This is a genomic window from Thermoanaerobacterium calidifontis (assembly GCF_055381745.1).
Map to the genome: position 1 here is coordinate 444848 of NZ_AP042436.1, position 23886 is coordinate 468733.

Sequence of the window (23886 nt, forward strand, 5' to 3'; positions counted from 1 at the left end):
TCGAGTTATCGGCGGATGCCCTGCGGCTTCCTGCGGTCGATAAAAAACCGGGAAAACCATGGGTGACCATTGGCATAGAGCGGTTTGAGCAGGATAACTTAATAAAAATACTGAGAGGAGACATTTACTATGTGTGGAATTGTTGGATATATTGGTGATGAACAGGCGACACCAATATTAGTAGAAGGACTTAAAAAGTTGGAGTACAGAGGATATGACTCAGCAGGAATAGCTGTGATAAATGATGGCAACATAAATATAAAAAAGGCAAAAGGCAGAATAAGCCAGCTTGAAGAATCATTGAAAAAAGAGAATCTCTTTGGTTCCATTGGAATTGGCCATACCAGATGGGCAACACATGGAGAGCCATCTGATATAAATTCACATCCACACCTGTCACAATCAGGTATAATAGCTGTCGTTCACAATGGCATAATCGAGAATTATCTGCCGCTTAAAAAGAGACTTATAGAAGAAGGTTACACATTTAAGTCAGAAACTGATACAGAAGTGGTGGCAAATCTTCTCGAGTACTATTACAATGGAGATATCGTGGAAGCTGTCATGAAAGTCCTTGACAGAATCGATGGTTCATACGCACTTGGAGTATTGTCAAAAGATCACCCAGACATGATCGTGGCAGCCAAAAAGGATGCTCCACTTATCGTAGGACTTGGCGATGGAGAAAACTATATTGCATCAGATATACCAGCAATACTGAAATACACCAGAAAAGTTTACTTCCTTGATGATAAAGAAATTGCGATAATAAAAAAGGACAGCATCAAAGTCATAGATGCATTTGGAAAAGATGTTGAAAAATCTGTATTTGAGGTAAAATGGGATGTAGAATCAGCCGAAAAGGGCGGCTATGAGCATTTCATGTTGAAAGAAATACATGAACAGCCAAATGCTATAAAAGATACATTGAGAGGACGCATAGTTAACGACAACGAAATAGTTTTGGATAAAGTAAATATAACAAAAGATGAAATAGATAAAATCGATAAGATATTCATAGTCGCTTGTGGAACAGCATATCACGCTGGTGTGGTGGGCAAATATGTTATTGAAAAATTTGCCAGAATACCAGTAGAAGTCGACATAGCATCAGAATTCAGATATAGAGAACCTATTATAAACGAAAAGACATTGACGATAGTAGTCAGCCAATCAGGTGAAACTGCTGATACGATCGCAGCTTTAAAGGAAGCGAAAAGAAATGGTTCAAGAGTTATAGCAATTACAAACGTGGTAGGTAGCTCCATATCAAGAGAAGCTGATGATGTCATATACACTTGGGCAGGACCTGAAATTGCCGTTGCATCTACAAAAGCTTATACGACACAGCTTGTGGCGCTGTACCTAATTGCTTTGGATTTAGCACTCAAAAAAGGAACAATAGATAAAGAATATGCTAAAGCCATCTGCGATGAATTAAAGCAGCTTCCAGATAAAGCAAAGCACATACTGGATTACAAAGATGAGCTTCAAGAATTTGCGTCAAATCATTTTAATTCAAAAGATGTCTTCTACTTAGGAAGAGGTCTTGACTATGCTGTCGCAATGGAAGGCTCACTAAAGCTAAAGGAAATATCATATATACACTCAGAGGCTTATGCAGCAGGTGAGTTGAAGCATGGCACATTGGCTCTTATTGAGGATGGCACATTAGTCATAGCATTAGCGACGCAAGAACACCTTTTTGAAAAGATGCTAAGCAATATAAGAGAAGTTACAACGAGAGGCGGATACGTTCTTGCTTTTGCGATGGAAGGTAACAACCAATTAGAAGGCATAGTCGAAAAAGTCCTTTATATACCAAAGACTATGGAAGAAGTCGCACCAATAATAACGGTAATACCGCTACAGCTTTTAGCATACTACATGGCTGTTGAAAAGGGCTGCGATGTCGACAAGCCAAGAAATCTCGCAAAGAGCGTGACAGTTGAATAAAAATAAATTTTCTCCATGATAATAAAGTTTATTCCAAAACCTCGCAGTGGACATAGGGTAACATTTGTCTTACTGCGGGGTTTACTTTTTATCAGGAATAAAGTATAAGGTGTTGAGGGCTGTGTAGATGAAGTTTATTTTAATATAATTTGTGTTAATAAATTTATTTAATGTATAATAATGTTATATTGAACTATAAAAGGGAGAGTGATTATACCATGTTAAAAGATAAGGCATTGCCATTTTCTATTATTTGCTTGTCAATATCTATTATTATAAGTGCTGTTATCATTGCAAATGGAATGAGAAGCAATGGAGATTATGTTGGTACTGGTTTGTCTGATATGTCTCAAGGATTAAGTAATATCGTAAATAATATGTGCAATAACAATGCTAATGTTGTTTACACAAGAAATACTTATGACTTATCTACAGCATCTTCATATTTAGGAATTGAGGAAAGTAAATTATTAGACATTGTTAACGAAAAAGATTCAGGTATACCATATATCAAAATAGGTAATGATTATATATTTAGCAAAAGTGCATTAGATAAGTGGTTAGAAACAGCGAGAGTTGAAATAAAATAGTATGGTAGTTTTAACAATAAGACTTTTATAAGATTTAAAAAATGATTGATGAAGATATATAATAAGCATACGATGACGGGTATATGTGATAAAAATGGAGTTAGTAAAAAATCATGGCGGAAATGTGGTAAAAACTCTTGCTGATGCTATGATTTTTTTGTTGAACTTAATCGATTTTATCATTGTTCGCACAATTAAAATTGTTGTTTATAGTATCATTAGATGCACCTTTTGATAAAAACAATTGTATAGGGCCTACCCAATTATCATCATTTTGATAAATTTCACGATAATTGCCTTTTGTGTATTCAGAGACGACTTTTCTCCAGAAGTTTTGTGCAGGAATGTTTTGTTCAATTTGGGCTACACTCCAATAGCCTGGAAACATATCAAAAACTTTTTGAGCAACTGTTTTGCCGATTCCTTGTCTTCTGTATTTTCTCATAATAAAAAACTCCGAAATGCAGTGAGTAATAGTATTATCGGTGTTTATAAGATCCCTTACAAGGACAAAGCCAGCCAATTTGCCATTAACTCTTATTATGAAAGGATAACGGTTATTTTCAGTCCAGTAGTGATCCAGATATTTATACCCGAATAATCCGTGCTCATTAATATCACTACCGTCAAATTCGCTAAAGTCATATTGGTATAATTCCAATAAATTTCGGAGTATAGATTTTTCTTCAATTGTAGCTTTTTTAATCTCAATATTCATTTATTATATTCCCACCTTGTCTTTCGATACTTTTTTTAAAAATATTTTAACATAAGATAGATGAATGTTCTAGGTTATGATTAAACATGGTTAAATCGTTGACATATGGTATAATATGATTAACATGTATTTTTGAGGTAAAAACAAGAAGTTTGGATTTAACAAAAGCGTATCATAATTAAGTTATAAAAAAATTAATGCAATGCCATTAAATATTATTTATGGTTTTTCTGTGTAATTAACAATTAATCTGGAGCTTACTTATAATATTTATAGTTTTAGCAGCATTGAGTATTATTACAGTGATTATAAAAAGAGTAAAGAAATAGAGCGAGAATAAATAGGAAGGGTGGTATATTGAACTGTACAGAATTGGCTTTGAAAGGATTTCTGGTCAGAGCAAAAAAGAATACATATGCTGGAGATGGGGCTATTTCTGTATCTTCGAGACCGAACTCAAAGGATTTACATTATGGTGAAGGTAATTTACTGTACATAGACTCTTACTTTGGAAGTGATGATTTTATTGATGAAGAAGTGGTATTTGAAAACCAGAAGCCCATATGGGGGATGAATTACTACGGGAAGATGCTTGTTGACGAAATCCCGTCAGGATTCAGCAAATGCTTGAAAAGTGCGTTAAAGGCAGTGCTTGTTGAAAACCCATTTAGAGGACCTTCTTTATTTGAACAGGATAAGTATGTTTATAAATGTTCATGGCATGGAGATATAGCTGAGTTTGATGGAAATGAAGCAATATACTTTACTATAGATGAGAAAATTCACTGACATAAACTACCATAATAAATTTACATGAAAAAATTTAATAAAAAAATAGAGACAAATGCTCACTTCTATGGTATTAATATGTTGTTGCACTATAACAATATTAACCGTAGGAGTGGAGCAAATGTCTCATAATAAAAGAATAACAGAAAATTCATCAATAATCCAGTACTTAATGAAATTAAATTTTGCATTATATTTTACTAAACCTGTTATTCGCCATATTGTAGAATTTATAATTGCTGCCACTCAAAAGGGTTATAGTGGTACTGTTACTGATATAGTTAATTTAAGCTTTGCTAACTGCCATAGAACTACCTTTGGTAAATTCTTAAGCCAAGGTGTTTGGAATATAGAGTATGCATGGAGAGCTATAAGGCGAGAAGTTATTCGCATTATACTTGAATTATCCCAAACTTGCAAAAAGCCGATATTTGTGATTTTTGATGATACTATTGCTGAAAAGACAAAGCCTTCGTCACAGGCTAAACATACTATCCAGGCAACAGGATTCCATCAATCACATTTAAAAGGGAAGCAAGTTTGGGGACATCAGCTTCTTACCATGATGCTATCATGCGGCAAAGTAGTATTGCCTTACTACATCGAACGCTATGAAAAAGGTGGCAAAAGCAAAATCGAAAGAATATGTGAAATGGTATCTATGCTTCCAATACCTAAAGGACCAGCATATGGACTATGTGATTCATGGTACATAAACAAGAAAGTAATAGAAGCACATTTTGAAAGAGGATACCATCTCATAGGAGCATTAAAAACTAATAGAATTATCTATCCACAAGGCATTAGAATTCAGATAAAAGACTTTGCCCAATATATCGAAAAGAACGAAGTTCACCTCGTTACAGTGAATGGTTCTAGGTACTGGGTATATCGCTATGAAGGAGCCTTAAATGGGATAGATAATGCTGTAGTTCTAATGTGCTGGGCTGAGAAAGCTTTTAAAAATCAGAAGGCTCTACATGCATTTATATGTACTGATACTGAATTAGATACTGAGACTATTCTAAAATACTATAGTCAGAGATGGCCTATAGAAATATTTTTTAGACAGACAAAGAATAATCTTGGACTAAATACGTATCAAGTACGCTCAACAAAATCAATAGATAGATTATTATGGCTTATATCATTGACATACCTGTATTGTACGACTTCGGGCGACGAATATTACAAATTTGGGCAGGGAATAAAAATGGTTCGTAAAGAAGTACAAAAGCAGCGTATTCAATGGCTATATGAACAAGCTAAAAACTATGTACCTATTGATGAAATTTTAGAACAACTAAAATTAGCATAGGCAGAGTGTATCTATTTGATGGTAATATTTGTTATTAATTTTTCTCATCTATAGTACTTTAATTAAAAGATTAATTGCGCGATTTTCTCAAATAATTATTACAAATAAAATAGGGGTGAGTTTATGAATAAAGGAATATATTTAGAAAAATTTACATCTATGGATTTTGATAAATATTTTAAGTTGGTTAGTAATGAAAGAGTAATGGCTATGATTACGGGAAGGGCTATTTCTTTAGATGAAGCAGTAAAAAGGTATAATTCAGTTTTGAGTAATAATAAATTGCATAATTTATTTGGCAATTTTAAAGTAATGGAAATTTCAACTAATAAATTTATTGGGTCTGCTTTGCTAAAAGTAGAAGAACGGAGTTCTACAGAAGCAGAACTTGGTTATATGTTATTGCCTGATTATTGGGGTAAAGGGATTGGTAGTGAAATTGCTAAGTTATTAATTGATAAAGCAAAGGAAAGTAAGCAAATAAATAAAATTATAGCGATTATAGACCCCAATAACATTGCTTCCAGGAAAATATTAATTAAGAATGGATTTACCACACATATGATATGCGAAATGGATGGATTGCCTGGAGAAATATTAAGCATGAAAATCTAGATGATATCGTCAAAAATTCTTGCAATGAAAAAGCAAGTCCTTCAACGGAGCAGGAAAGTCGAAGCAAAAAACGACATCTGTTAATTAAAAATCAATGGTATGAGTCGAATTTAGTGACAAAACTTTTGACAATACTATGCTGTAGGAGGGTCTAAAGAATGAGTGAATTAATTGATACAAGGCTTGAAAATTTTAAATTAAGATTTGTGGAGAAAAAAGATGTGGCGTTAGTTTTAAGCTTTATCAAAGAGCTGGCTGAATATGAAAATATGTTGCATGAGGTTGTGGCGACGGAGAAATTATTGGAAGAATCATTGTTTGACCGTAAAGTCGCAGAAGTTATTATCGGTGAGTATGAGGATAAACCTATAGGATTTGCATTATTCTTTTATAATTTTTCCACTTTTTTAGGTAGGCCGGGGATATACTTAGAAGATCTGTATATAAAGCCTGAGATGAGAGGCAAAGGATTTGGTAAAATAATGCTATCATTTTTGGCGAAGCTTGCTGTAGAAAGAAATTGTGGCAGACTTGAATGGAGCTGTCTTGATTGGAATGAACCATCTATTAAATTTTATAAACGGTTAGGGGCAGTTCCAATGGATGAGTGGACTGTGTATAGAGTAAATGACAAAACCTTGGCTGATTTGGCAAAAAGCTTTGATGATTAAATTAAAATTCGTGATGTGCTTTAGTTATAGAATATTGTCTTTATCAATAAGTTTTAAAGAGCAGGGAAATCGTGAGAAGTACGATGGAACTGCTTTTTTATTTGTACATGGGAATAAAACATCACGAAGTTATTTTTTATTTAAGGATGTAAAGCTAACTTGACATTCGGTAAATGGAGTAATAAAATAAAAATGTAAAGTAAACTTTCCGTAAAAGGAAGTGATAATCTGTGAAAAACAGGCTGGAAGAAATACGAAGACAGCGTGGTATTAAACAAGAAGAACTTGCAGAAGCGTTAAAAGTGTCAAGACAGACGATAAGTTCTCTTGAGAATGGGCGATATAATCCTTCAATCATATTGGCATTTAAAATAGCTCGATATTTTGATATGCGGATTGAAGATATTTTTATTTATGAGGAGGAAGAATAATGGATAGAAAATTGTCGTATTTATCTACCGCGGTAGTAGGATTGGTACTATTATTTTTAGGAGGTTTTGTATTCACATCAAAAGAATTAAAAATGGTTTCCAGCTTATGTATTGGCTTAGGTTCTGCAATATTGGTGTTTGGGATTGGCAATTTGTTGGGCTCTTTTATGGTATCAGCAGTGGAAGATAAAAGAATAAAACAATTAATAGAGATAGAGGTAAATGATGAACGCAATGTAAGGATCAGGGAAAAGGCTGGTTATATGACAAGCAAAATTATGAATTATGTGATTTTAGTTTTGGTTATGGCATTAGGATTTATGAATGTTAATAAAATGGTTTTAATCATGGTTGCTTCACTACTTTTAATAGAACTTGCATTGGTTATCTTCTTTTCAAATTATTTTTCAAAGAGAATGTAAAAAATAAGCTATAATTTCATTCTCTTTAATTTTTTTATTTAGATTTTTTATAATAAAGTTTAGTGTATAATGATAAAAGAATACTATTTAATTATGGGGGAAAGCAGAAAATGTTTAAGGAAATGAGAAGAAAAGATAGATCTATTGATGACGAACAGGCTATTGAACTGTTAAGAAAAGGACAATATGGAGTGTTATCTACAGTATGTGAAAATGGATATGCCTATGGAGTTCCTCTAAACTACATATACCATGAAGGAAACATTTATTTTCATTGTGCTGCTGAAGGAAGCAAGTTGGACAATATTGTTTATAACAATAAAGTTTCTTTTTGTGTGGTTGGCAATACTGAACCAATACCTGATAAGTTTAGTTATAGGTATGAGAGTGTAATAGTGTTTGGACGTGCGGTGGAAGTATATGATAAGGAAAAGGAGGATGCATTGGTTGCGCTAATTCAAAAATACTCTGGCGAGTTTATGGAGAAAGGGATGGAATACATACGAAAGAGTGGTATTAAGGCAAAAGTCATTAAAATTAATATTGAGCATTTGACAGGAAAGGCAAGGCAGTAAATAAAGGTAAATTTTTGTTCAGTGATAATCATTTTAAGTATAATGATATAGATGAAAAAATCAATTCAAACTAATTCCATAATTAAATTTACGCGAAAAAATTTTGTGAAAATTGACTCAAGAAATTGTGTTAAAAGTGAAAATATAGGTATCAATTTTATTTAAGGGTCTATATAAAAATTTTAAGAAAAGTAAATGAGATTGGGGTATAACTATGGAGATAAAGTTTTACAGGATAGGTGAATTAAGCAATAGTCAGTTTAATTTTGCTGTTATATTTGCTACTTATAAAGGAAAATGGATATTTGTAAGGCATGAGGACAAAAATACATGGGAAGTGCCTGGCGGTCACAGAGAAAAGAATGAAGATATTAATGTAACTGCTTCAAGGGAGCTGTTTGAGGAAACAGGGGCGTTAAAATACAAAATTGAGCCCATATGTGATTACTCTGTTACCATAGATGAGATAACTACATCTGGGAGATTGCTTTATGCAAAAGTAAATGAAATGGGGCCTTTGCCAGATAGCGAGATATGCGAAGTAAGCTTTTTTAAAATGATGCCTGATAATCTTACTTATGCGGATGTACAGCCGATACTTCTAAGAAAGGTATTAGATTTTTTAAGTGGCAAGGTATTAAAACTGCTTGAAAAAGACAAAACAAGGAACATTAATATCATCAACTTTATTAGAAATTATCCTATTTATATCATTGAATCAGTTGGAGATTCAGTACTTGTTAGAGGAATAAGCGATGAAGATTGGGTTTATATTAGCAGCAAATCCTATGATGAGTTTTTTCAACTGATTGAGGGGTTAGACGGAGATGATAAATGTTTTGCAGTCATTGAGGATTGGATGCTCTCATATATTGTGAAAAACAGGAAAATAAAGTCACGACTTACAAGTGTTAAATTAGTCTATGATTCTAATGTACCACTGCCGACCGTAAAATCACATGTTGTTGACTTATCAATTGCAGATGCTCCATATATATTCGAGAATTCCAAGTATAAAGAGTATATATCAATTGAATATATTGAAGATAGGATAAAAAATGGCATTGGTCTTGGCATTTATGAAAATGAAAAGCTGGTGGCATGGGCGATTACACATGATGATGGAGCCATAGGTTTTTTGAATGTATTGGAAGATTACAGAAGGAAAGGATATGGCATGGATGTAACTGTTGCAATGATAAAGAAGCTTCTGGAACTTGGCCAATTTCCATTTGTACATATTGAAGAAGATAATGTAAAGTCTATGAACCTGGCATTAAAAGCAGGATTTAGAAAGGATAGGAGGGTACATTGGATAAAATTAAATTAGGATTGGATGCTTCATGTGCATAAAATCATAAAGAAGAATGGAGAAGTTGTATATGGAAAAAGTCTATGAAACAGAAAGATTGATGTTAAGAATACTGGATAAAACTTATGCGGAAGTAGTATTAGATTACTATTTGAGAAATAGGACTTTTTTACAGAAGTGGGAACCTTTAAGAGATGAGAAGTTTTACACAAAGGAGTATCAGCAGGAAAATCTGGAAAAGGAATTGACAGGCATCGAAAATAATGATTTGCTTAGAATGTGGATATTTAAAAAGAATGATGACAGAAAAATAATCGGTACAGTATGTTTTAACAACATCGTAAAAGGCGCATTCTTATCATGTCATTTGGGGTACAAATTAGACAAAGATGAAATCAATAATGGTTATATGACTGAAGCGGTTAAAAGAGGAATTGATATAATTTTTGACGATTTTAAGCTGCACAGAATTGAGGCAAACATCATGCCGAGGAATAAGCCATCATTAAAAGTAGTCGAAAAATTGGGATTTTACAATGAAGGAATAGCATATAAGTATCTGAAAATTAATGGTAAATGGGAAGACCATGTACACATGGTTTTATTAAACGACAATGTATGATATTAAAAAGCCTCAGATATATGTTTGGAATATGTATCTGAGGCTTTTGATTTTCAAGCGATAAAGCTTTTATTAATGATATATTATGGAAATCAAGGTTCGTATATACTAATGACATATAAATATATATATTATATAATATACCGGAAAGGGGGAATGCAGTTTGCGCAAGATTAAAATGTTATTCTTATATCTATTAATGTTGAGCATAGTCTTCGTGCCTGTCATATCATACGGTGATAGCGGACTTCCACAATTTCAGTTTGGTTCAAGGCTTTTATACACTGGGACTTACGGTACTGATGTATCGGAGCTACAAAGCATATTAAATAGCATTGGATTTAGCACGGGTGCTATTGATGGTGTTTTTGGCAACAACACATTAAATGGGGTGTTGGCTTTTCAAAAAGCAGAAAACTTGGTTGCAGACGGGATTGTAGGGCCTAATACTTACAATGCTATTCAAAATGCTTCGTGGGAAAATCCAGTCGTCTATTATGTACAACCGAATGACAATATCTATTTTATAGCGAAGAAATACGGGACATCTGTTCAAGATATTCTGGATGAAAACGGATTGAGTGACAACGCATCTTTATATGTTGGCGAGAAGCTGCTTATACCACATCCGCCAGTGACAGTACCGCAACAGCTTGACAATGCTTCTAATTATCAGGAACTTAAAGAAAATATTGAGACACTGCTTAGCCAGCATACGGGAAATTACGGAGTATACTTCATAGACTTAAACTCTGGCGAGACTTTTGATATAAATGGTTATGGATCCTTTATTGCCGCCAGCACATATAAAGTTCCTCTAAATTTTTATGTGTATACACTTATAACCGAAGGGAAATTAGATCCAAATATGGAAGTACAGTATACATCACAAGATTATGAAGGCGGGTCTGGCTCTATACAATATGATCCTGTTGGAACTTATTATACAATTAGGGAACTTTCAAAAAAATCTATAGAAGAAAGCGACAATATAGCATCAAATATGTTGATGAGAGTTGTAGGATATGACAATTATTTGAATTTCATAGAAAGTTTAGGTGCTTATGTTGTGCCATATTCAGATAATGTCACATCTCCAAGGGATTTAAGCATCTACATGGAGGATATATTAAATTATGCAAATGCGCACAGCAGCACGGCAGGAGAGCTTCTAAGTTATCTTGAAAATACTATTTATAACGATAGGATCTCATATCCTTTGCCAAGCAATATAACTGTTGCTCATAAAATTGGAAATCTATCAAATGTAGTAAATGATACAGCTATTGTTTTTTATATGCAAAAACCGTATATTTTGACCATCATGGGCAACAATGTAGATGGATCTGATAATTCGGATGCCTATACTGTAATAAGGGAAATATCGAAGATGGTATATGACTTCCAGGTCAGTCATTAAAAAAGCCGGGATTACCGGCTTTTTTAAAACTCATCGCGTATGATTTTTTCTATTACATCGCTGACACCATCTTCTAAATTGGATTTTGCTACATAGTTGGCGTTTCTTTTTATGGCGTCATCAGCGTTTCCCATGGCAACGCCAAATCCTGCTTTGATTATCATTTCTTTGTCATTGTCTTGATCGCCTATTGCTACAACCTGATTAATGTCTACATTGAGAATATCACATAATTTTATGAGTGCGGATCCTTTTGTAGTGCCATAAGGGAGAATTTCTATAAAATATTCGTCTGACTGTACGCACGTAAAAGGCTCGTTTGATGATTGCCTTATTTCGTCTACAAGCTCTAAAGATGTGTCCCTATTTCCTCTGAAAAGCACCTTTATAATTTTATCAAGTTTGCGGAGATCTTCGATTAAATCGCATTTTACGTGCTCTGTTTCCATGTATGATTTGATGAAATCGGATATCTTATTTATGTATATGCCGTCTATACTGTATACAAGAATGTCTACATCGTATTTTCCTTCTTGCCATTTTTTCGCTATAAGCTTGTATAAATCGTCAGAGAGATAATTTTCATGCAGTATTTTTTTATTTATGTGATCGTATATTACACATCCGTTAAAAAGTATGACAGGCACATCAATATCAAGTTCTTTTATGTATGGAGTCGCTGATATGATGCCTCTACCTGTTGCCAATGTGAAAATACCTCCCATATTGCGAAACTTTTTTACACTATTTTTCGTGACTTCAGAGATCTTTTTTTTGTCGTCTAACAAAGTCCCATCTGCGTCTGCTACAACCATTTTGTATTTCATATGATCACCCCAAATAATATTTACACCGTATCTATTATACAATTTTTTTGATTTTAAGACTACTGAAAAATTTTTTATGAGATATTGTTCGCAAATCGTATATATGTTAAAATTATAAAAAAATTATGGGGAGGAGATTGAATGATAACTTGGAAAGAAGATTTTAGGCTTGGCATTGACGAGATAGACAAGCAGCATAAGCGACTTTTTGATATTGCAAATGAAGCGTACGATTTATTGAAGAATGAATTTGCCATTGATAAATACGATCACATTGTAGACATAATAAAAGAGTTGAAGGACTATACGATTTACCATTTTGACTATGAAGAAGGCTACATGAAAAGCATAGGCTTTAAAAAGTTGCTTTCACATAAAGTGCTGCACGATGACTTTAAAGAGAAGATTAACAACATAGATTTAGATAAGATAGATCAAAATCAAGACGAGTACATAAAAGATATTTTAAACTTTTTGGTGGATTGGATTGAAAAGCACATATTGAAAGACGATAGGTTATATGCAGAAAAGCAATAAAAAAACAAGGTGGCGTGGTAATGCCACCTTGTAAATTACTTTAATGGTGTAAATGGGCAGTATCCTATTTCATCGCATCTATTTTTCATGTCAGCCCATAGTTTATCATCTTCAATTGCCTCATAGGCCGTGGGATATAGGATGTAATTTTCTTTAAAGATATGATCTCTCATGTTGAATACGATGTAGCTTGATAGTTCTTTCACTCTGTCTTTAAAATCTGCAAAATCGATGTAGTCGATGTTGCTTGCAAGCTCTACCAAACTTCTTTTTCTCAATCGTATCTCGTCATGCTCAAGACGCATTATCCTTGTTGGACCTGTTATACCCAGTTTTTCCAGTTCAGGGAACAATACGTCTTCTTCTCTTTTGTGGTGCTTTTCGGCGCTTAAAATGCCTTCTGCAGTTTCTTTTAAATCTGATAACAAGGCTCTGTCTTCCTGTGGTGACGACATTTTCTGTATCTTTATGTTTAAAAGCTCTAATTTGTCAAGTAGCTTTAGTATTTCATCGTGTTCTAATATAAGTGTTTGCAGCACGTGATCGTCAGGCAAAGACTCTTTCAATCCGTTTAACTGTCCTTCCAGCATCTCCATGTGAACCGAACAAAGCCCTCTTAACTCTTCTGCTTGCATTCCTTCATCAACTAATTTTTGCTCTGCTAAAGATAATTCTTCGGCAGTAAGGTCTTCTATCAATTCTCTTGCTTCGCTTTTTACCGTCTCAGGATCTTCGCTATTGTTAAGCCTTTTAAGTACGTCAGCTAGTTTATCAACTCTATTTTCCATGATATACATCCTCCTTTTTCTATTTCCAGTATACAAGAGACTACATCAAAATACTGTGATTTAAATCACAGTATTTTGATAGGAATAAAATTTTTATTCATTTTATTTTTTTGTAGTTTTGTTTTAAAATAAAATTAAACTTAAAAAAAGGCGGATGAATATTGTGAAAGTATTTTGGTTAATTATCTTTGTGTGGAATATCATTACGTTTGCCACTATGGGTGTAGACAAGTACAAAGCCACTCATGGAAAGTGGAGGATTAAAGAAAGAACTCTTTTTCTTTTGTCATTTTTGTTGGGAGGTATAGGCGTTTTTTGTGGTATGTACATATTTCACCATAAGACAAAGCACATAAGCTTCAAGGTTTTAGTACCCTTGGCGGTATTTACAAATGCAATGTCTATATACTTTTTGTACAAGATTTTAAACATCAATCATTAAGGAAAGATATTTTATATGCTAACATGTAATTCACATTGACAACAATTGAATTTCAGTTATTAACAAACTTATCCACAATATCCACAGAAAATATATCAACATTAACATTAATAATCGAAGTCTTAAAAGGGAGTGGTAAAATGCGAACCAATGATTATCAATTGGAGTTTGAATACCTTAATAGGACTATCGGTTTTATCGAGAATGAAATATACAGATTGAAACAAATGCTCATGATAGAGGGCACAAATATAAAGCAGTTGAGAGAAGATGTTTTGCAATATGCGCCTAATACACCTGACAATTTTGATAGATTAGTAGAGGTGAATCCATATATAAATGAGCTTAAAAGACATATTGTGTACTACAATGAGATTTTAAGAAATCTTAAATCATTGAATAAAATGGCTAGTTCTCCTTATTTCGGTAGATTTGATTTTATAGAAAGCGGTTCAGATTTATTGGAAAAAATATATATAGGGCTTAAAACTTTGAGAGATCCGAATACATTCGATATTATCGTATACGATTGGAGAGCGCCTATATCAAGTGTGTTTTACAGGTTTGAAAAGGGCAGAGCCTTTTACGAAGCTCCAGACGGAATTATAGAAGGAGATGTAGTGCTAAAGCGGCAGTACAAGATTGAAGATAAGAAGTTAAAATATTACTTTGACTGCAATATAGTAATAGATGACGAAATTTTGAGAGAAGCCTTAGGGCGTAATTCTACAGCAAAGATGAGGACAATTGTTGAAACTATTCAAAAAGAACAAGATAAGATAATAAGAGATGTAGATGGAGATGTTTTAGTAGTTCAAGGTGTTGCAGGAAGTGGGAAGACATCCATAGCACTGCATAGGATAGCCTATTTGCTTTATTTTGAAAGAGATAAAAATTTAAAGAAAGATGACATACTCATAATTTCGCCCAATAAAATTTTTAGTCAATACATAAAAAATGTGCTGCCAGAATTAGGTGAAGAAAATGTAAATGAAATTATCTTTGAGGACTTTGTAAAAAATGCCATAGGAGATGTAGTACATGTTGAGGAAAGGTCCGATTATGTAGAAAGGCTTTCGTCGTGTGAAGACAAAGTCATGTTGGATTCTGCAAGGCTTAAAAATTCTTCGGAATTTATTGCGGTTTTAGACAGACTTTTATCATATTATGAGAGGAATGTGATAGAGTTTAAAGATGTGTATTACGATGGCAAAGTAGTGTACAGCAGGCATGATTTAAAGAATGAATTTTTAAATGACAAGATGAACCGACCAATGAAAAAAAGACTTGAAAGAATAGAGATGAAGATATTTGATAAAATCCATTATCTTAGAAAAGGAAGGCTTTCCAAAATTGAGAGGTTTGTTGAAGATCGTAAGGGCCATGAATTTGAGATAAAGGCATACAGCCGTCTTTTGTCCATAAAAGAAATGAGGAGGATTAAAAAACAAGTAAATAGTTTCACAGATGTAAATTTCTTATATGTTTACAGATTGCTGTTTTCTGATAAAGATTTGTTTAAAAGGCTTTCATACGGACTAAACATAGATTTATCTGAAAATTTTTTTAAGATAGCTGAATTGACTTGTAAAAACATAGATGATGGAAAAGTATATTACGAAGATATCGGGCCGTTATTATATTTGAAGTACAAGGTGGAGGGATTTAAGCCTCACAAAAAAATAAAACACGTTGTGATAGATGAAGCACAAGACTATTCACAGATTTTTTATAAAATATTTAATTTGATGTTTTATGACGCTAAATTCACTGTATTGGGAGATGTGAACCAAACACTTGACAGAGGAATAAATGAGGCTTTTTACGATCTTATTGATGAAGTTTTTGCCAAAAGGAAAATAAAAAAGTTTTTCATAGAAAATAGTTACAGATCTACTTATGAGATAAATGAATTTTCTATTGGATTGCTTAAACATCCTCCGAAAATAATGCCATTTGAAAGGCATGGCGATAAACCGCAATTGGTCCGCAAATATAGTTTTGAAGAAATATGCATAAATATAGCAAATAATGCTTCGGAACTTTTTGCAGATGGGTATAAGACGATTGGCGTCATTGCAAAGACAAAAGATGAAGCGAATAAAGTCTACGGCACAATGAAGAATTTTATCAATGTGAAACTTTTGAACTCAAAAGACGACGAAGTGATAGAAGGTGTAAACATAATTACGCCTTATGAGGCTAAAGGTATAGAATTCGACGTTGCGTTTGTCTTTAATGCATCGAATGAAAATTACAAAACCGAATACGACAGAAATCTTTTGTACATTGCATGTACGCGAGCGCTGCATAGGCTTATAATATATTCTTTGGGAGATTTCTGTAAGTTTATAGGATGAATTTTATTTTCATAAATAAATTTGTTATAATTTTATAAAATAATTCGGAAGGCAGGTGGTTCTATGGAAGTTATTAAAATTGATACGCCCGCAAGAGAGGCTATTATCGATATAACTGATGAAGTGAGAAAAATCGTAAAAGCGAGCAACATAAAAGATGGCATTTGCTTCATCCATGTGCCACACACTACTGCAGGTGTGACGATAAACGAAAATGCTGATCCCGATGTGAAAGAGGACATATTGAGAGGTCTTAATGAAATCATTCCTCAAATAAGATTTAAGCACTTAGAAGGCAATTCAGATGCTCACATAAAATCTGTCTTGGTAGGGACAAGCATTAATTTGATGATAGAAAATGGGGATATACAGTTAGGTACATGGCAAGGCGTATACTTCTGTGAATTTGATGGTCCAAGGCATAGAAAAGTGTACGTTAAAATAGTGTAAGGATAAGGGGGATAATTGTTGTGACCAAAGAGCATATATCTAAGTTGACAGAAGATTTAAAGAATATCATTATATACAAAAATATAATGAAAGATACTACAGTAGACAAAGCCATAAAAATTTTAAATTTACTTGTCAGTGAAAAAGTGGATGAAGGCAAAGTCTATGAGCTGTACAGCGATTTATTTTCGGATTTATCGAATTATGCTGTGGAAAATAATGTGTATTCTGAGGTTTGGAAATCGAAAATAGATGAATTAGCAAGAGTTGATGAAAATATATTTAGCATGTTAACTGAGAAATTTGGACAAGATTCCATTGATGAAACATTGAAGATGGCTGCAAAAAGAGAGCTTGAATACTTAAAAAAACTTTCGGAAGTAGATTTTGCGGATTGCCTTAGAAAGTGTTTGAAATTTAATGTGATTTCGTGGGAACATCTTTTAGAATCATCTGAAAGACATAGACAATATTTGATAGACTGCAATAATGCTGATGATGTAGCAATATACTATAGAGAAAATGGCTGTGGCATATATGGAGTGTATAGAGCATTTAGATGGCTTGATGGGAAGATTGTCGGTGTAGAAAATCCCGATCCTATTGAGTTTGAAGATTTGGTAGGATATGAAGATGAGCACAGAATCGTCATAGATAACACAGAAAGGTTTTTGAGAGGTTTGCCAGCCTCAAACATTTTGCTTTATGGAGATAGAGGAACTGGCAAATCCTCAACTGTAAAGGCTGTATTGAATATGTACTATAAAAGAGGTCTTAGACTTATTGAGGTAAGTCGCCAAGATCTTTTGGATTTAAACAAAATTATAAGTGTCATAAGCAAAAGAGGCCTTATGTTTATTCTGTTTTTGGATGATTTATCGTTTGAAGAAAATGAAACTGAATATAAAATTCTAAAATCAACACTTGAAGGCGGTATAGAGAAGCTTCCTGCCAATGTTTTAATATATGCTACTTCAAATAGAAGGCACATGATAAAAGAGTATTTAACTGATAATGTGCAAAGTGAAATTCATTCATTAGATACAAAGCAAGAAAAACTTTCATTGGCAGATAGGTTCGGAATAACTGTTACTTTTCAATCGCCTGGCAAAGAAGAATATTTAAAGATAGTCGAATCTTTAGCTCAAAAATATCATATTGATTTAGACAGAGATACATTGATAAGAGAATCGATGAGATGGAGCTCTTGGCATAATGGCATGTTACCAAGAACCGCCAGACAATTTATCGATCATTTGAGAACTTGCTGATGGGATTTCAAAATCCCTTTATTTTTTTATGTTTTTGCAAAAAAATTTTCGACATAATTCGCCTTTATTCAATAAAAAATAAACCAGTTTTATGATCATAAAACCGTACAATCGGCTATTTGCGTGGCGTTAAATGTTTACAAGTGGAACATTATATCATTTTCTGTCGATAAAAAATATTCTAAAAAAAAGAAGGATTTTTGAGGGATAAATAGAATATTATAATAGAATTTTTACTTTAATAGTAAATTTTTGATAAAAATTCAAAGCTTAGAACGAATTAAGGGGGTAAAATTATGTATTACAAAAGAGTAAGCGAGTACGTATCGACAATAAACTATGGTGACAAGACGATAGTGAGGAAATACGCTGTAGTAAAATCAGAGGTAAAAGTATTTAATGGCGGCGAAAATGTTGATGTGCCGTCGTACGGAATCGAAATTGCGGAGCAGATAACTGAGAAGGGTATAGTGAAGGAAGAGCTTGGTGATGTAGTAGTTCATGTAAGTCCATACAAAGACAAAGTGGAAGATATGGCAAAGAGATTTTGCATCGATGACTTGTCACCGCTGCATTTGTCAGACATAATGGATGATTTATATTATCAATACATAGATGATTACGATGAATACGCAAAAGAATGCAAAATTGCAATATGAGGGCTTAAAGCCTTCTTTTTTTATTGCAGTTTTAAGTTTATAATAACATTAATAGAACGATAACGGAGATGATGCTTATGAAGATCGTATCAAATGGAGAAATGAGAGAAATAGAATCTATAGCCATAAATTCTCTTGGGATACCATCTGTGTGCCTTATGGAAAATGCTGGCCGCGTTGTGGCAGAACATGCAGCAGAATACCTGTTTAGTTGCAAGAGAAATAATGTGGTGATTTTGTGCGGTAAAGGAAATAATGGCGGAGATGGTTTTGTTGCTGCAAGATACCTTTTCAACAGAGGTTTTGATGTGAAGGTCTTTGTAGTATCAAGTATAGGATTGATTTCTGGTGATGCAAAGAAAAACCTCGACATAATAATCAATATGGGGATTTACGTGGCAGAAATCCTTCAAAAAGAGCAACTAAAATTTCTTGAAAAGAGCATCAAAGAATCTGATTTAGTCATAGATGCGCTATATGGAACAGGTCTCGACAGAGAAGTGTCAGGCATAAGCAAAGACATCATAGACATTGTGAATGGATCTGGCAAATACGTCATATCTGTCGATATACCATCAGGAATAAATGGTGACAATGGTAAGGTAGAAGGCTGTGCGGTAAAAGCAAATGCTACGGTAACTATGCAGTTTATGAAAAAGGGGATTGCTGTATATCCGGGTGTAGATTATGCTGGGAAAGTGGTTGTGGCCGACATAGGCATACCGAATAATTTAGTCGACAATATTAAGTGCAGATACAATATGATTTCACAGGACGATGTTGTATTGCCTAAAAGATATAAGAATACCCATAAAGGAGATTATGGCAAGCTTTTGATTGTAGCTGGTTCAAAAGACATGACTGGTGCAGCAGCTTTGTGCGCTATGAGCGCAATAAAGACAGGATGTGGCATAGTTAAATTAGCTGTGCCAAAGGCTATACAAGGAATTATGCAAAGCAGTTTGAAAGAAATCATAACGTATGGATTGGATGACAAAGATGGAGCATTTTATTTAGGTTCAGTTGGCGAAGTATTAAAGTTGGCGAATACTGTCGATGCTGTGGCGATAGGGCCTGGGCTTACAAATAGCTCCAATGTAAAAGAGTTTGTAAAAGAAGTCATATTAAAGCTTGAAAAACCATTAGTTCTTGATGCTGATGCATTGAATGCTATATCTGATTCAGTGGATATGATAATCGGCAAAGATGTAATTTTGACACCACATATGGGCGAGATGTCGAGATTATTAGGAGTTTCTGTTGATGATATAAATAATAATATATACGCAACTGTTGAAAAGTTCATTTCAAAGTATAAAGCGACACTTGTTCTTAAAAGTTCAAGAACAGTAATAGGAAACGATACTGAAGGCATATATATTAATTGTACAGGGAATCCGGGTATGGCTACGGCAGGCTCTGGAGATGTCTTGACCGGCATGATATCGTCATTTTTGGTTCAGGGATTAAAAGGGGTAAAAGCGGCCATTTACGGAGTTTACTACCATGGAAAAGCAGGTGATATGGCTTCAGAAAAGTATGGAGAATACGGACTTACTGCGACAAACATACTTGAATATATTCCATATGCAATGAAAATGTAAAGAGGTGATGTGATTGAGGAGACTTTTGTTTGTGCTATTGCTTATATTGACTATTTTTTTGTCAGGATGCATAAAAAAGTCTCACTTAGATGTGCCTTCAAATGTAAAAAAAGCAATTCAAAGTTTAAAAAGTTATACTTCAGATGTTGAAGTTCAGCTTAATAATAATAAAAATATAAAGAGATATACCATGAAGCAGTTTTATAAAAATGGAAAGTACCGCATGGAAATATACGATGAGTCTAATAAACCTGATAAAGTCATCGTGTACGACGGCAATAGGAGTTACGTGTATTTTTCAAAAATAAATCAGACATTTATAGAGGATGATAGCGAAAACATACCTGCATATTCCATGTTTTCATCATTTATAGATAATTTTAAAAAAGCCGGCGAGATAAAAGAAAGTGAAGACGGCGAATTTTACCAAATCGATGTTCCTATTTTAAACGGGAATACTTTTATGTACAGTGAATCGGTTGAATTTTCGAAAAAAGATTATAAACCGGTATCTATGAAGATTTATGACATAAATGGGAAGGTTTTTGCTGAGATGAAGTACGCAAATTTCGTGTATAATCCAGAGTTAGATGATGGCCTTTTTGCCGAAAAAGATATTTCTACATTCAGCAGGTACTTCCGCACTGATATTAACATGTCTGTAGATATAAAAGATGTATATAAATACTCAGGCATAAACCCAGTATTTCCTGGATACATTCCTAAAGGGTATACTCTTGAAAATATAAGTGTAGATTTGTCAAATAATAATTCAATTAATTTAACATATTTAAACGGTAATGATATAATAAAAATTGTTGAAAGTGTTAGCGCTTTTGATGGGAAAGGCTTTGATAAAGGGCGCATTGGAAATACTATTTATTACAAAAGAGGGAATAGATATATTTTAGATAGAAATGGTCTCATTGTTGATTTGATGATTAATGAAAAAATAAGTTCTGACGAAGCACTGATGATTTTAAATTCTTTAATTTGATTTGGAGGTAATTATGCTTAATTTGTATAGACCAACATGGGCAGAAGTTAATTTGGATAATATAATTCACAACTACAAAGAGATAAGAAAAATCACTGATAAAAATGCTGGCATAATGGCAGTAGTCAAGGCGAATGCCTATGGGCATGGTTCGTATGAAGTGTCGAAGGAATTGATAAATTGTGGTGTAGATTATCTGGCTGTTGCAACAATAGACGAGGCTCTGGAACTAAGAGAGCAGGGTATATCAAAGCCAATACTCATTTTAGGATATACTCCAGCAAAGTTTGCTGATGTGATTGTAAAGCACGATATTACTCAGACAGCATTTGAGCTAAGTTACGTAAAAGAGGTAGCAAAGGTGGCTCAAAAGCTTGGCAAAGATGCTAAGATTCATGTTAAGATAGATACAGGGATGGGTCGCATCGGCTACAATGACATGAATAAAGCTTATGAGGAGATTTTATCCATGTCAAATCTTGCTGGAATCAACATTGAAGGCATATTTAGCCATTTTTCGTCATCAGACGAAAAAGACAAGGAGTACACGTTAAGGCAGCTTGAAATTTTTTTAAGTCTTATAGAAAGGCTTAAAATGTCTGGTATATACATTCCTATTAGGCACATAGCAAACAGTGCTGCAATATTAGACATGCCTGAAACACACCTTGACATGGTAAGACCGGGGATTATACTTTATGGAAGTTTTCCTTCAACTGAAGTCAATAAAAAAATTGATTTACGTCCCACTATATCATTAAGATCGAAAGTCGTCTATGTTAAAGATGTGGGTGAAGGAGAATATATAAGCTACAACAGAACGTATAGGACAAACAGAAAAAGCCGCATAGCTACTTTGCCTATAGGGTATGCAGATGGCTTAAATAGGCTTTTATCAAATAATCACAATGTCATAATAAATGGCAAATATGCTCCTATAGTTGGTAAAATATGCATGGATCAATGTATGGTTGATGTGACAGAGATTGAAGATGTTAAGGAAGGAGATATTGCTACTATTATGGGAGAAGCAGATGGCAAATTCATAAGCGCTGATGAAATTGCAAATAAATTAAAAACTATTTCTTATGAAGTATATTGTGGAATATCCAGACGGGTACCAAGAATATATATATTTAATGGAGAGATAACAAAAGTAGAAAATTATTTAAAATGTTAAATATTATGTATAAAAATAATAAAGATTGACATTAATATATATAGCAGTATATAATAAATTATATAAGTGTGTTAGGAGGTCATAATTGTGGGCGAGACAAAAAGAATACTCGTCAGTTTGCCGGAAAGCTTACTGGAGGAAGTTGATGTACTTGCAGCTATGGAAAATAGAAACCGCAGTGAATTTATAAGAGAAGCCATGAAATTATACATTAAAGAGAGAAAGAAGATGAAGATAAGGGAGAGCATGAAGAAAGGGTACCTTGAGATGGCGGCTATAAATGCAGAACTTGCGGAATTGGGCCTAACCGCTGACAACGAATGCTTTAACGGATACGAAAAGAAATTGAAAAAGTGTGATTGATATGATTGTAAAGCGTGGAGATATTTTATATGCTGATTTAAGCCCTGTCATAGGCTCAGAACAGGGTGGTGTTAGGCCCGTACTTGTAATACAGAACGATATCGGCAATAAGTACAGCCCTACAGTTATCGTGTCAGCAATAACATCTCAGATAAACAAAGCTAAATTGCCGACACATGTTGAGATAAATGGAACGGAATACGGTCTTAATAAGGATTCAGTTATTCTATTAGAACAAATAAGGACTATAGACAAAAAGCGGCTAAGAGAAAAAATAGGCCATTTTGACCAAGAGATGATGGAAAAAGTAAATGAGGCATTGCAGATAAGCCTTGGATTGATAGATTTTTAAGGACAGCTTAGAAAAATGTCCTTTTATTTTTACGGCATTTTTCACGATTTAAAGAGATTTTTGTTGAAATAGGCAAATTTTTTGTATAAAATAGAACTAAAGAAGGGGGCTTAGCTTGTGAAGAAGATTTATGGATTGATATTGGTATTTGTTGTGATGTTAGCTGTAATTGGAATTGTGTACGCTGATTCGACTCAAGATCCCGGTAGTCAACAGGATCCGATAGTCACAAAAAGCTATGTAGATAGCAAGTATGATGATTTAAAAAGCTACATAGATAGTAAAGCAAGCACATCAAGCAGCAATTACGACATAGTCGAACTAAAACCTGGCGAAAGCATCACACTTTATCAAGGATCTGAGGCTATAGTCAGAACTGACAATACATCAACGATTGTCACCAGCACTGATGGCGTATCGGATTTGACAGGTGGAAAAGATTTAAAAAACAATGCATTGATACCAGCAAATCATCTGTTGCTTTTCCCACGGTCAGATGGCAGAGGAATAAAGGCGAAAGCTGATACTATAATCGTGGTAATGGGAAAATACACAAAAAATTAAAATGCGCTTTAAAGCGCTTTATTTTTTTCTAAAATATGGTATTGCTCAAGGTT

The 23886-nt window shown here is 33.7% G+C and carries 27 protein-coding genes; 24 read left to right on the top strand and 3 right to left on the bottom strand.

The features are described from left to right. Positions 1–129 precede the first annotated feature (129 nt). Positions 130–1956, top strand: coding sequence for a glutamine--fructose-6-phosphate transaminase (isomerizing) (gene glmS / locus ACZ42G_RS02415; RefSeq protein WP_085113597.1), 1827 nt, complete (start codon positions 130–132; stop codon positions 1954–1956). Between the two features lie 188 nt (positions 1957–2144). Further along, positions 2145–2546: a helix-turn-helix domain-containing protein gene (locus ACZ42G_RS02420; RefSeq protein ID WP_464851209.1), complete on the top strand. Its 402-nt coding sequence runs from the start codon at positions 2145–2147 to the stop codon at positions 2544–2546. 166 nt (positions 2547–2712) lie between these two features. Here ACZ42G_RS02420 and ACZ42G_RS02425 read toward each other — a convergent pair whose 3' ends face one another. Next, positions 2713–3264, bottom strand: a complete 552-nt coding sequence (locus ACZ42G_RS02425; RefSeq protein ID WP_464851210.1) for a GNAT family N-acetyltransferase — start codon at positions 3262–3264, stop codon at positions 2713–2715. Positions 3265–3636: 372 nt separating this feature from the next. Here ACZ42G_RS02425 and ACZ42G_RS02430 point away from each other — a divergent pair, with 372 nt between their 5' ends. From ACZ42G_RS02430 to ACZ42G_RS02475, 10 genes are all read left to right on the top strand, one after another. After that, positions 3637–4053: a DUF5680 domain-containing protein gene (locus ACZ42G_RS02430; RefSeq protein ID WP_464851211.1), complete on the top strand. Its 417-nt coding sequence runs from the start codon at positions 3637–3639 to the stop codon at positions 4051–4053. A 121-nt stretch (positions 4054–4174) separates the two neighbouring features. Next, positions 4175–5371 (top strand): IS701 family transposase, encoded by a 1197-nt coding sequence (locus tag ACZ42G_RS02435; protein WP_464851212.1) that lies wholly within the window; start codon positions 4175–4177, stop codon positions 5369–5371. 123 nt (positions 5372–5494) lie between these two features. Continuing rightward, on the top strand, positions 5495–5986 hold the full coding sequence (locus ACZ42G_RS02440; RefSeq protein WP_464851214.1) for a GNAT family N-acetyltransferase: 492 nt from the start codon (positions 5495–5497) through the stop codon (positions 5984–5986). Positions 5987–6144: 158 nt separating this feature from the next. Then, positions 6145–6657, top strand: a complete 513-nt coding sequence (locus tag ACZ42G_RS02445; RefSeq protein WP_464851216.1) for an N-acetyltransferase family protein — start codon at positions 6145–6147, stop codon at positions 6655–6657. Positions 6658–6887: 230 nt separating this feature from the next. Next, the gene (locus ACZ42G_RS02450) at positions 6888–7088 is read left to right on the top strand and encodes a helix-turn-helix transcriptional regulator (protein WP_434643307.1); all 201 of its coding nucleotides are present in this window, start codon (positions 6888–6890) and stop codon (positions 7086–7088) included. Next, a complete protein-coding gene (locus ACZ42G_RS02455; protein WP_464851218.1) occupies positions 7088–7510 on the top strand; it encodes a hypothetical protein in 423 nt (140 codons plus the stop codon). Before ACZ42G_RS02450 ends, ACZ42G_RS02455 begins: the two co-directional genes overlap by 1 nt. A 122-nt stretch (positions 7511–7632) precedes the next feature. Beyond that, entirely contained in the window at positions 7633–8085 is a 453-nt protein-coding gene (locus ACZ42G_RS02460; RefSeq protein ID WP_464851220.1) for a pyridoxamine 5'-phosphate oxidase family protein, read from the top strand. A gap of 214 nt (positions 8086–8299) precedes the next feature. Then, on the top strand, positions 8300–9415 hold the full coding sequence (locus ACZ42G_RS02465) for a GNAT family N-acetyltransferase (protein WP_464851222.1): 1116 nt from the start codon (positions 8300–8302) through the stop codon (positions 9413–9415). Positions 9416–9467: 52 nt separating this feature from the next. Beyond that, positions 9468–10019: a GNAT family N-acetyltransferase gene (locus ACZ42G_RS02470; protein WP_464851224.1), complete on the top strand. Its 552-nt coding sequence runs from the start codon at positions 9468–9470 to the stop codon at positions 10017–10019. A 199-nt stretch (positions 10020–10218) separates the two neighbouring features. Next, the gene (locus ACZ42G_RS02475) at positions 10219–11439 is read left to right on the top strand and encodes a serine hydrolase (protein ID WP_464852086.1); all 1221 of its coding nucleotides are present in this window, start codon (positions 10219–10221) and stop codon (positions 11437–11439) included. 23 nt (positions 11440–11462) lie between these two features. Here the strand turns inward: ACZ42G_RS02475 and ACZ42G_RS02480 are convergent, their stop codons facing one another. Continuing rightward, complete coding sequence (locus ACZ42G_RS02480) at positions 11463–12266, bottom strand: Cof-type HAD-IIB family hydrolase (protein ID WP_274893992.1); 804 nt, start codon at positions 12264–12266, stop codon at positions 11463–11465. Between the two features lie 141 nt (positions 12267–12407). On the opposite strand from ACZ42G_RS02480, the gene ACZ42G_RS02485 reads away from it, so the two are divergent. After that, positions 12408–12803 carry a bacteriohemerythrin gene (locus ACZ42G_RS02485; protein ID WP_085113584.1) on the top strand — a complete coding sequence of 132 codons (396 nt, stop codon included), beginning with the start codon at positions 12408–12410 and terminating at the stop codon, positions 12801–12803. A gap of 35 nt (positions 12804–12838) precedes the next feature. On the opposite strand, the gene ACZ42G_RS02490 is transcribed toward ACZ42G_RS02485, so the two are convergent. Continuing rightward, positions 12839–13591 (bottom strand): DUF438 domain-containing protein, encoded by a 753-nt coding sequence (locus ACZ42G_RS02490; protein WP_274893993.1) that lies wholly within the window; start codon positions 13589–13591, stop codon positions 12839–12841. 163 nt (positions 13592–13754) lie between these two features. Here ACZ42G_RS02490 and ACZ42G_RS02495 point away from each other — a divergent pair, with 163 nt between their 5' ends. From ACZ42G_RS02495 to ACZ42G_RS02545, 11 genes are all read left to right on the top strand, one after another. Beyond that, positions 13755–14033 carry a DUF1294 domain-containing protein gene (locus tag ACZ42G_RS02495; RefSeq protein WP_085113582.1) on the top strand — a complete coding sequence of 93 codons (279 nt, stop codon included), beginning with the start codon at positions 13755–13757 and terminating at the stop codon, positions 14031–14033. A 161-nt stretch (positions 14034–14194) separates the two neighbouring features. Next, positions 14195–16393 (top strand): HelD family protein, encoded by a 2199-nt coding sequence (locus tag ACZ42G_RS02500; RefSeq protein WP_464851227.1) that lies wholly within the window; start codon positions 14195–14197, stop codon positions 16391–16393. Positions 16394–16456: 63 nt separating this feature from the next. Then, positions 16457–16843 carry a secondary thiamine-phosphate synthase enzyme YjbQ gene (locus ACZ42G_RS02505; protein WP_464851228.1) on the top strand — a complete coding sequence of 129 codons (387 nt, stop codon included), beginning with the start codon at positions 16457–16459 and terminating at the stop codon, positions 16841–16843. A gap of 20 nt (positions 16844–16863) precedes the next feature. After that, positions 16864–18114, top strand: coding sequence for an ATP-binding protein (locus tag ACZ42G_RS02510; RefSeq protein WP_464851229.1), 1251 nt, complete (start codon positions 16864–16866; stop codon positions 18112–18114). A 296-nt stretch (positions 18115–18410) separates the two neighbouring features. Further along, positions 18411–18773 carry a DUF6514 family protein gene (locus tag ACZ42G_RS02515; RefSeq protein WP_085113578.1) on the top strand — a complete coding sequence of 121 codons (363 nt, stop codon included), beginning with the start codon at positions 18411–18413 and terminating at the stop codon, positions 18771–18773. Positions 18774–18850: 77 nt separating this feature from the next. Further along, the gene (locus ACZ42G_RS02520) at positions 18851–20377 is read left to right on the top strand and encodes an NAD(P)H-hydrate dehydratase (RefSeq protein ID WP_464851230.1); all 1527 of its coding nucleotides are present in this window, start codon (positions 18851–18853) and stop codon (positions 20375–20377) included. Between the two features lie 13 nt (positions 20378–20390). After that, complete coding sequence (locus ACZ42G_RS02525; RefSeq protein WP_464851231.1) at positions 20391–21374, top strand: LolA family protein; 984 nt, start codon at positions 20391–20393, stop codon at positions 21372–21374. A gap of 13 nt (positions 21375–21387) precedes the next feature. After that, positions 21388–22554 (top strand): alanine racemase, encoded by a 1167-nt coding sequence (gene alr / locus ACZ42G_RS02530; protein WP_085113575.1) that lies wholly within the window; start codon positions 21388–21390, stop codon positions 22552–22554. Positions 22555–22641: 87 nt separating this feature from the next. Next, positions 22642–22917, top strand: a complete 276-nt coding sequence (locus tag ACZ42G_RS02535; RefSeq protein WP_013297076.1) for a CopG family ribbon-helix-helix protein — start codon at positions 22642–22644, stop codon at positions 22915–22917. Position 22918: 1 nt separating this feature from the next. Further along, positions 22919–23269, top strand: coding sequence for a type II toxin-antitoxin system PemK/MazF family toxin (locus tag ACZ42G_RS02540; protein ID WP_014758038.1), 351 nt, complete (start codon positions 22919–22921; stop codon positions 23267–23269). Between the two features lie 117 nt (positions 23270–23386). Beyond that, the gene (locus tag ACZ42G_RS02545; RefSeq protein WP_085113574.1) at positions 23387–23833 is read left to right on the top strand and encodes a hypothetical protein; all 447 of its coding nucleotides are present in this window, start codon (positions 23387–23389) and stop codon (positions 23831–23833) included. The last annotated feature ends 53 nt before the right edge of the window (positions 23834–23886 follow it).

Excerpts from the sequence above, each read along its gene's own strand:
- ACZ42G_RS02480 (WP_274893992.1), bottom strand. The coding sequence starts at position 12,266 with ATGAAATACAAAATGGTTGTAGCAGACGCAGATGGGACTTTGTTAGAC.
- ACZ42G_RS02485 (WP_085113584.1), top strand. The coding sequence starts at position 12,408 with ATGATAACTTGGAAAGAAGATTTTAGGCTTGGCATTGACGAGATAGAC.
- ACZ42G_RS02520 (WP_464851230.1), top strand. The coding sequence starts at position 18,851 with ATGAAGATCGTATCAAATGGAGAAATGAGAGAAATAGAATCTATAGCC.
- ACZ42G_RS02445 (WP_464851216.1), top strand. The coding sequence starts at position 6,145 with ATGAGTGAATTAATTGATACAAGGCTTGAAAATTTTAAATTAAGATTT.
- ACZ42G_RS02465 (WP_464851222.1), top strand. The coding sequence starts at position 8,300 with ATGGAGATAAAGTTTTACAGGATAGGTGAATTAAGCAATAGTCAGTTT.
- alr (WP_085113575.1), top strand. The coding sequence starts at position 21,388 with ATGCTTAATTTGTATAGACCAACATGGGCAGAAGTTAATTTGGATAAT.
- ACZ42G_RS02455 (WP_464851218.1), top strand. The coding sequence starts at position 7,088 with ATGGATAGAAAATTGTCGTATTTATCTACCGCGGTAGTAGGATTGGTA.
- ACZ42G_RS02440 (WP_464851214.1), top strand. The coding sequence starts at position 5,495 with ATGAATAAAGGAATATATTTAGAAAAATTTACATCTATGGATTTTGAT.
- ACZ42G_RS02435 (WP_464851212.1), top strand. The coding sequence starts at position 4,175 with ATGTCTCATAATAAAAGAATAACAGAAAATTCATCAATAATCCAGTAC.
- ACZ42G_RS02515 (WP_085113578.1), top strand. The coding sequence starts at position 18,411 with ATGTATTACAAAAGAGTAAGCGAGTACGTATCGACAATAAACTATGGT.
- ACZ42G_RS02505 (WP_464851228.1), top strand. The coding sequence starts at position 16,457 with ATGGAAGTTATTAAAATTGATACGCCCGCAAGAGAGGCTATTATCGAT.
- glmS (WP_085113597.1), top strand. The coding sequence starts at position 130 with ATGTGTGGAATTGTTGGATATATTGGTGATGAACAGGCGACACCAATA.
- ACZ42G_RS02470 (WP_464851224.1), top strand. The coding sequence starts at position 9,468 with ATGGAAAAAGTCTATGAAACAGAAAGATTGATGTTAAGAATACTGGAT.
- ACZ42G_RS02540 (WP_014758038.1), top strand. The coding sequence starts at position 22,919 with ATGATTGTAAAGCGTGGAGATATTTTATATGCTGATTTAAGCCCTGTC.
- ACZ42G_RS02475 (WP_464852086.1), top strand. The coding sequence starts at position 10,219 with ATGTTGAGCATAGTCTTCGTGCCTGTCATATCATACGGTGATAGCGGA.
- ACZ42G_RS02460 (WP_464851220.1), top strand. The coding sequence starts at position 7,633 with ATGAGAAGAAAAGATAGATCTATTGATGACGAACAGGCTATTGAACTG.
- ACZ42G_RS02490 (WP_274893993.1), bottom strand. The coding sequence starts at position 13,591 with ATGGAAAATAGAGTTGATAAACTAGCTGACGTACTTAAAAGGCTTAAC.
- ACZ42G_RS02425 (WP_464851210.1), bottom strand. The coding sequence starts at position 3,264 with ATGAATATTGAGATTAAAAAAGCTACAATTGAAGAAAAATCTATACTC.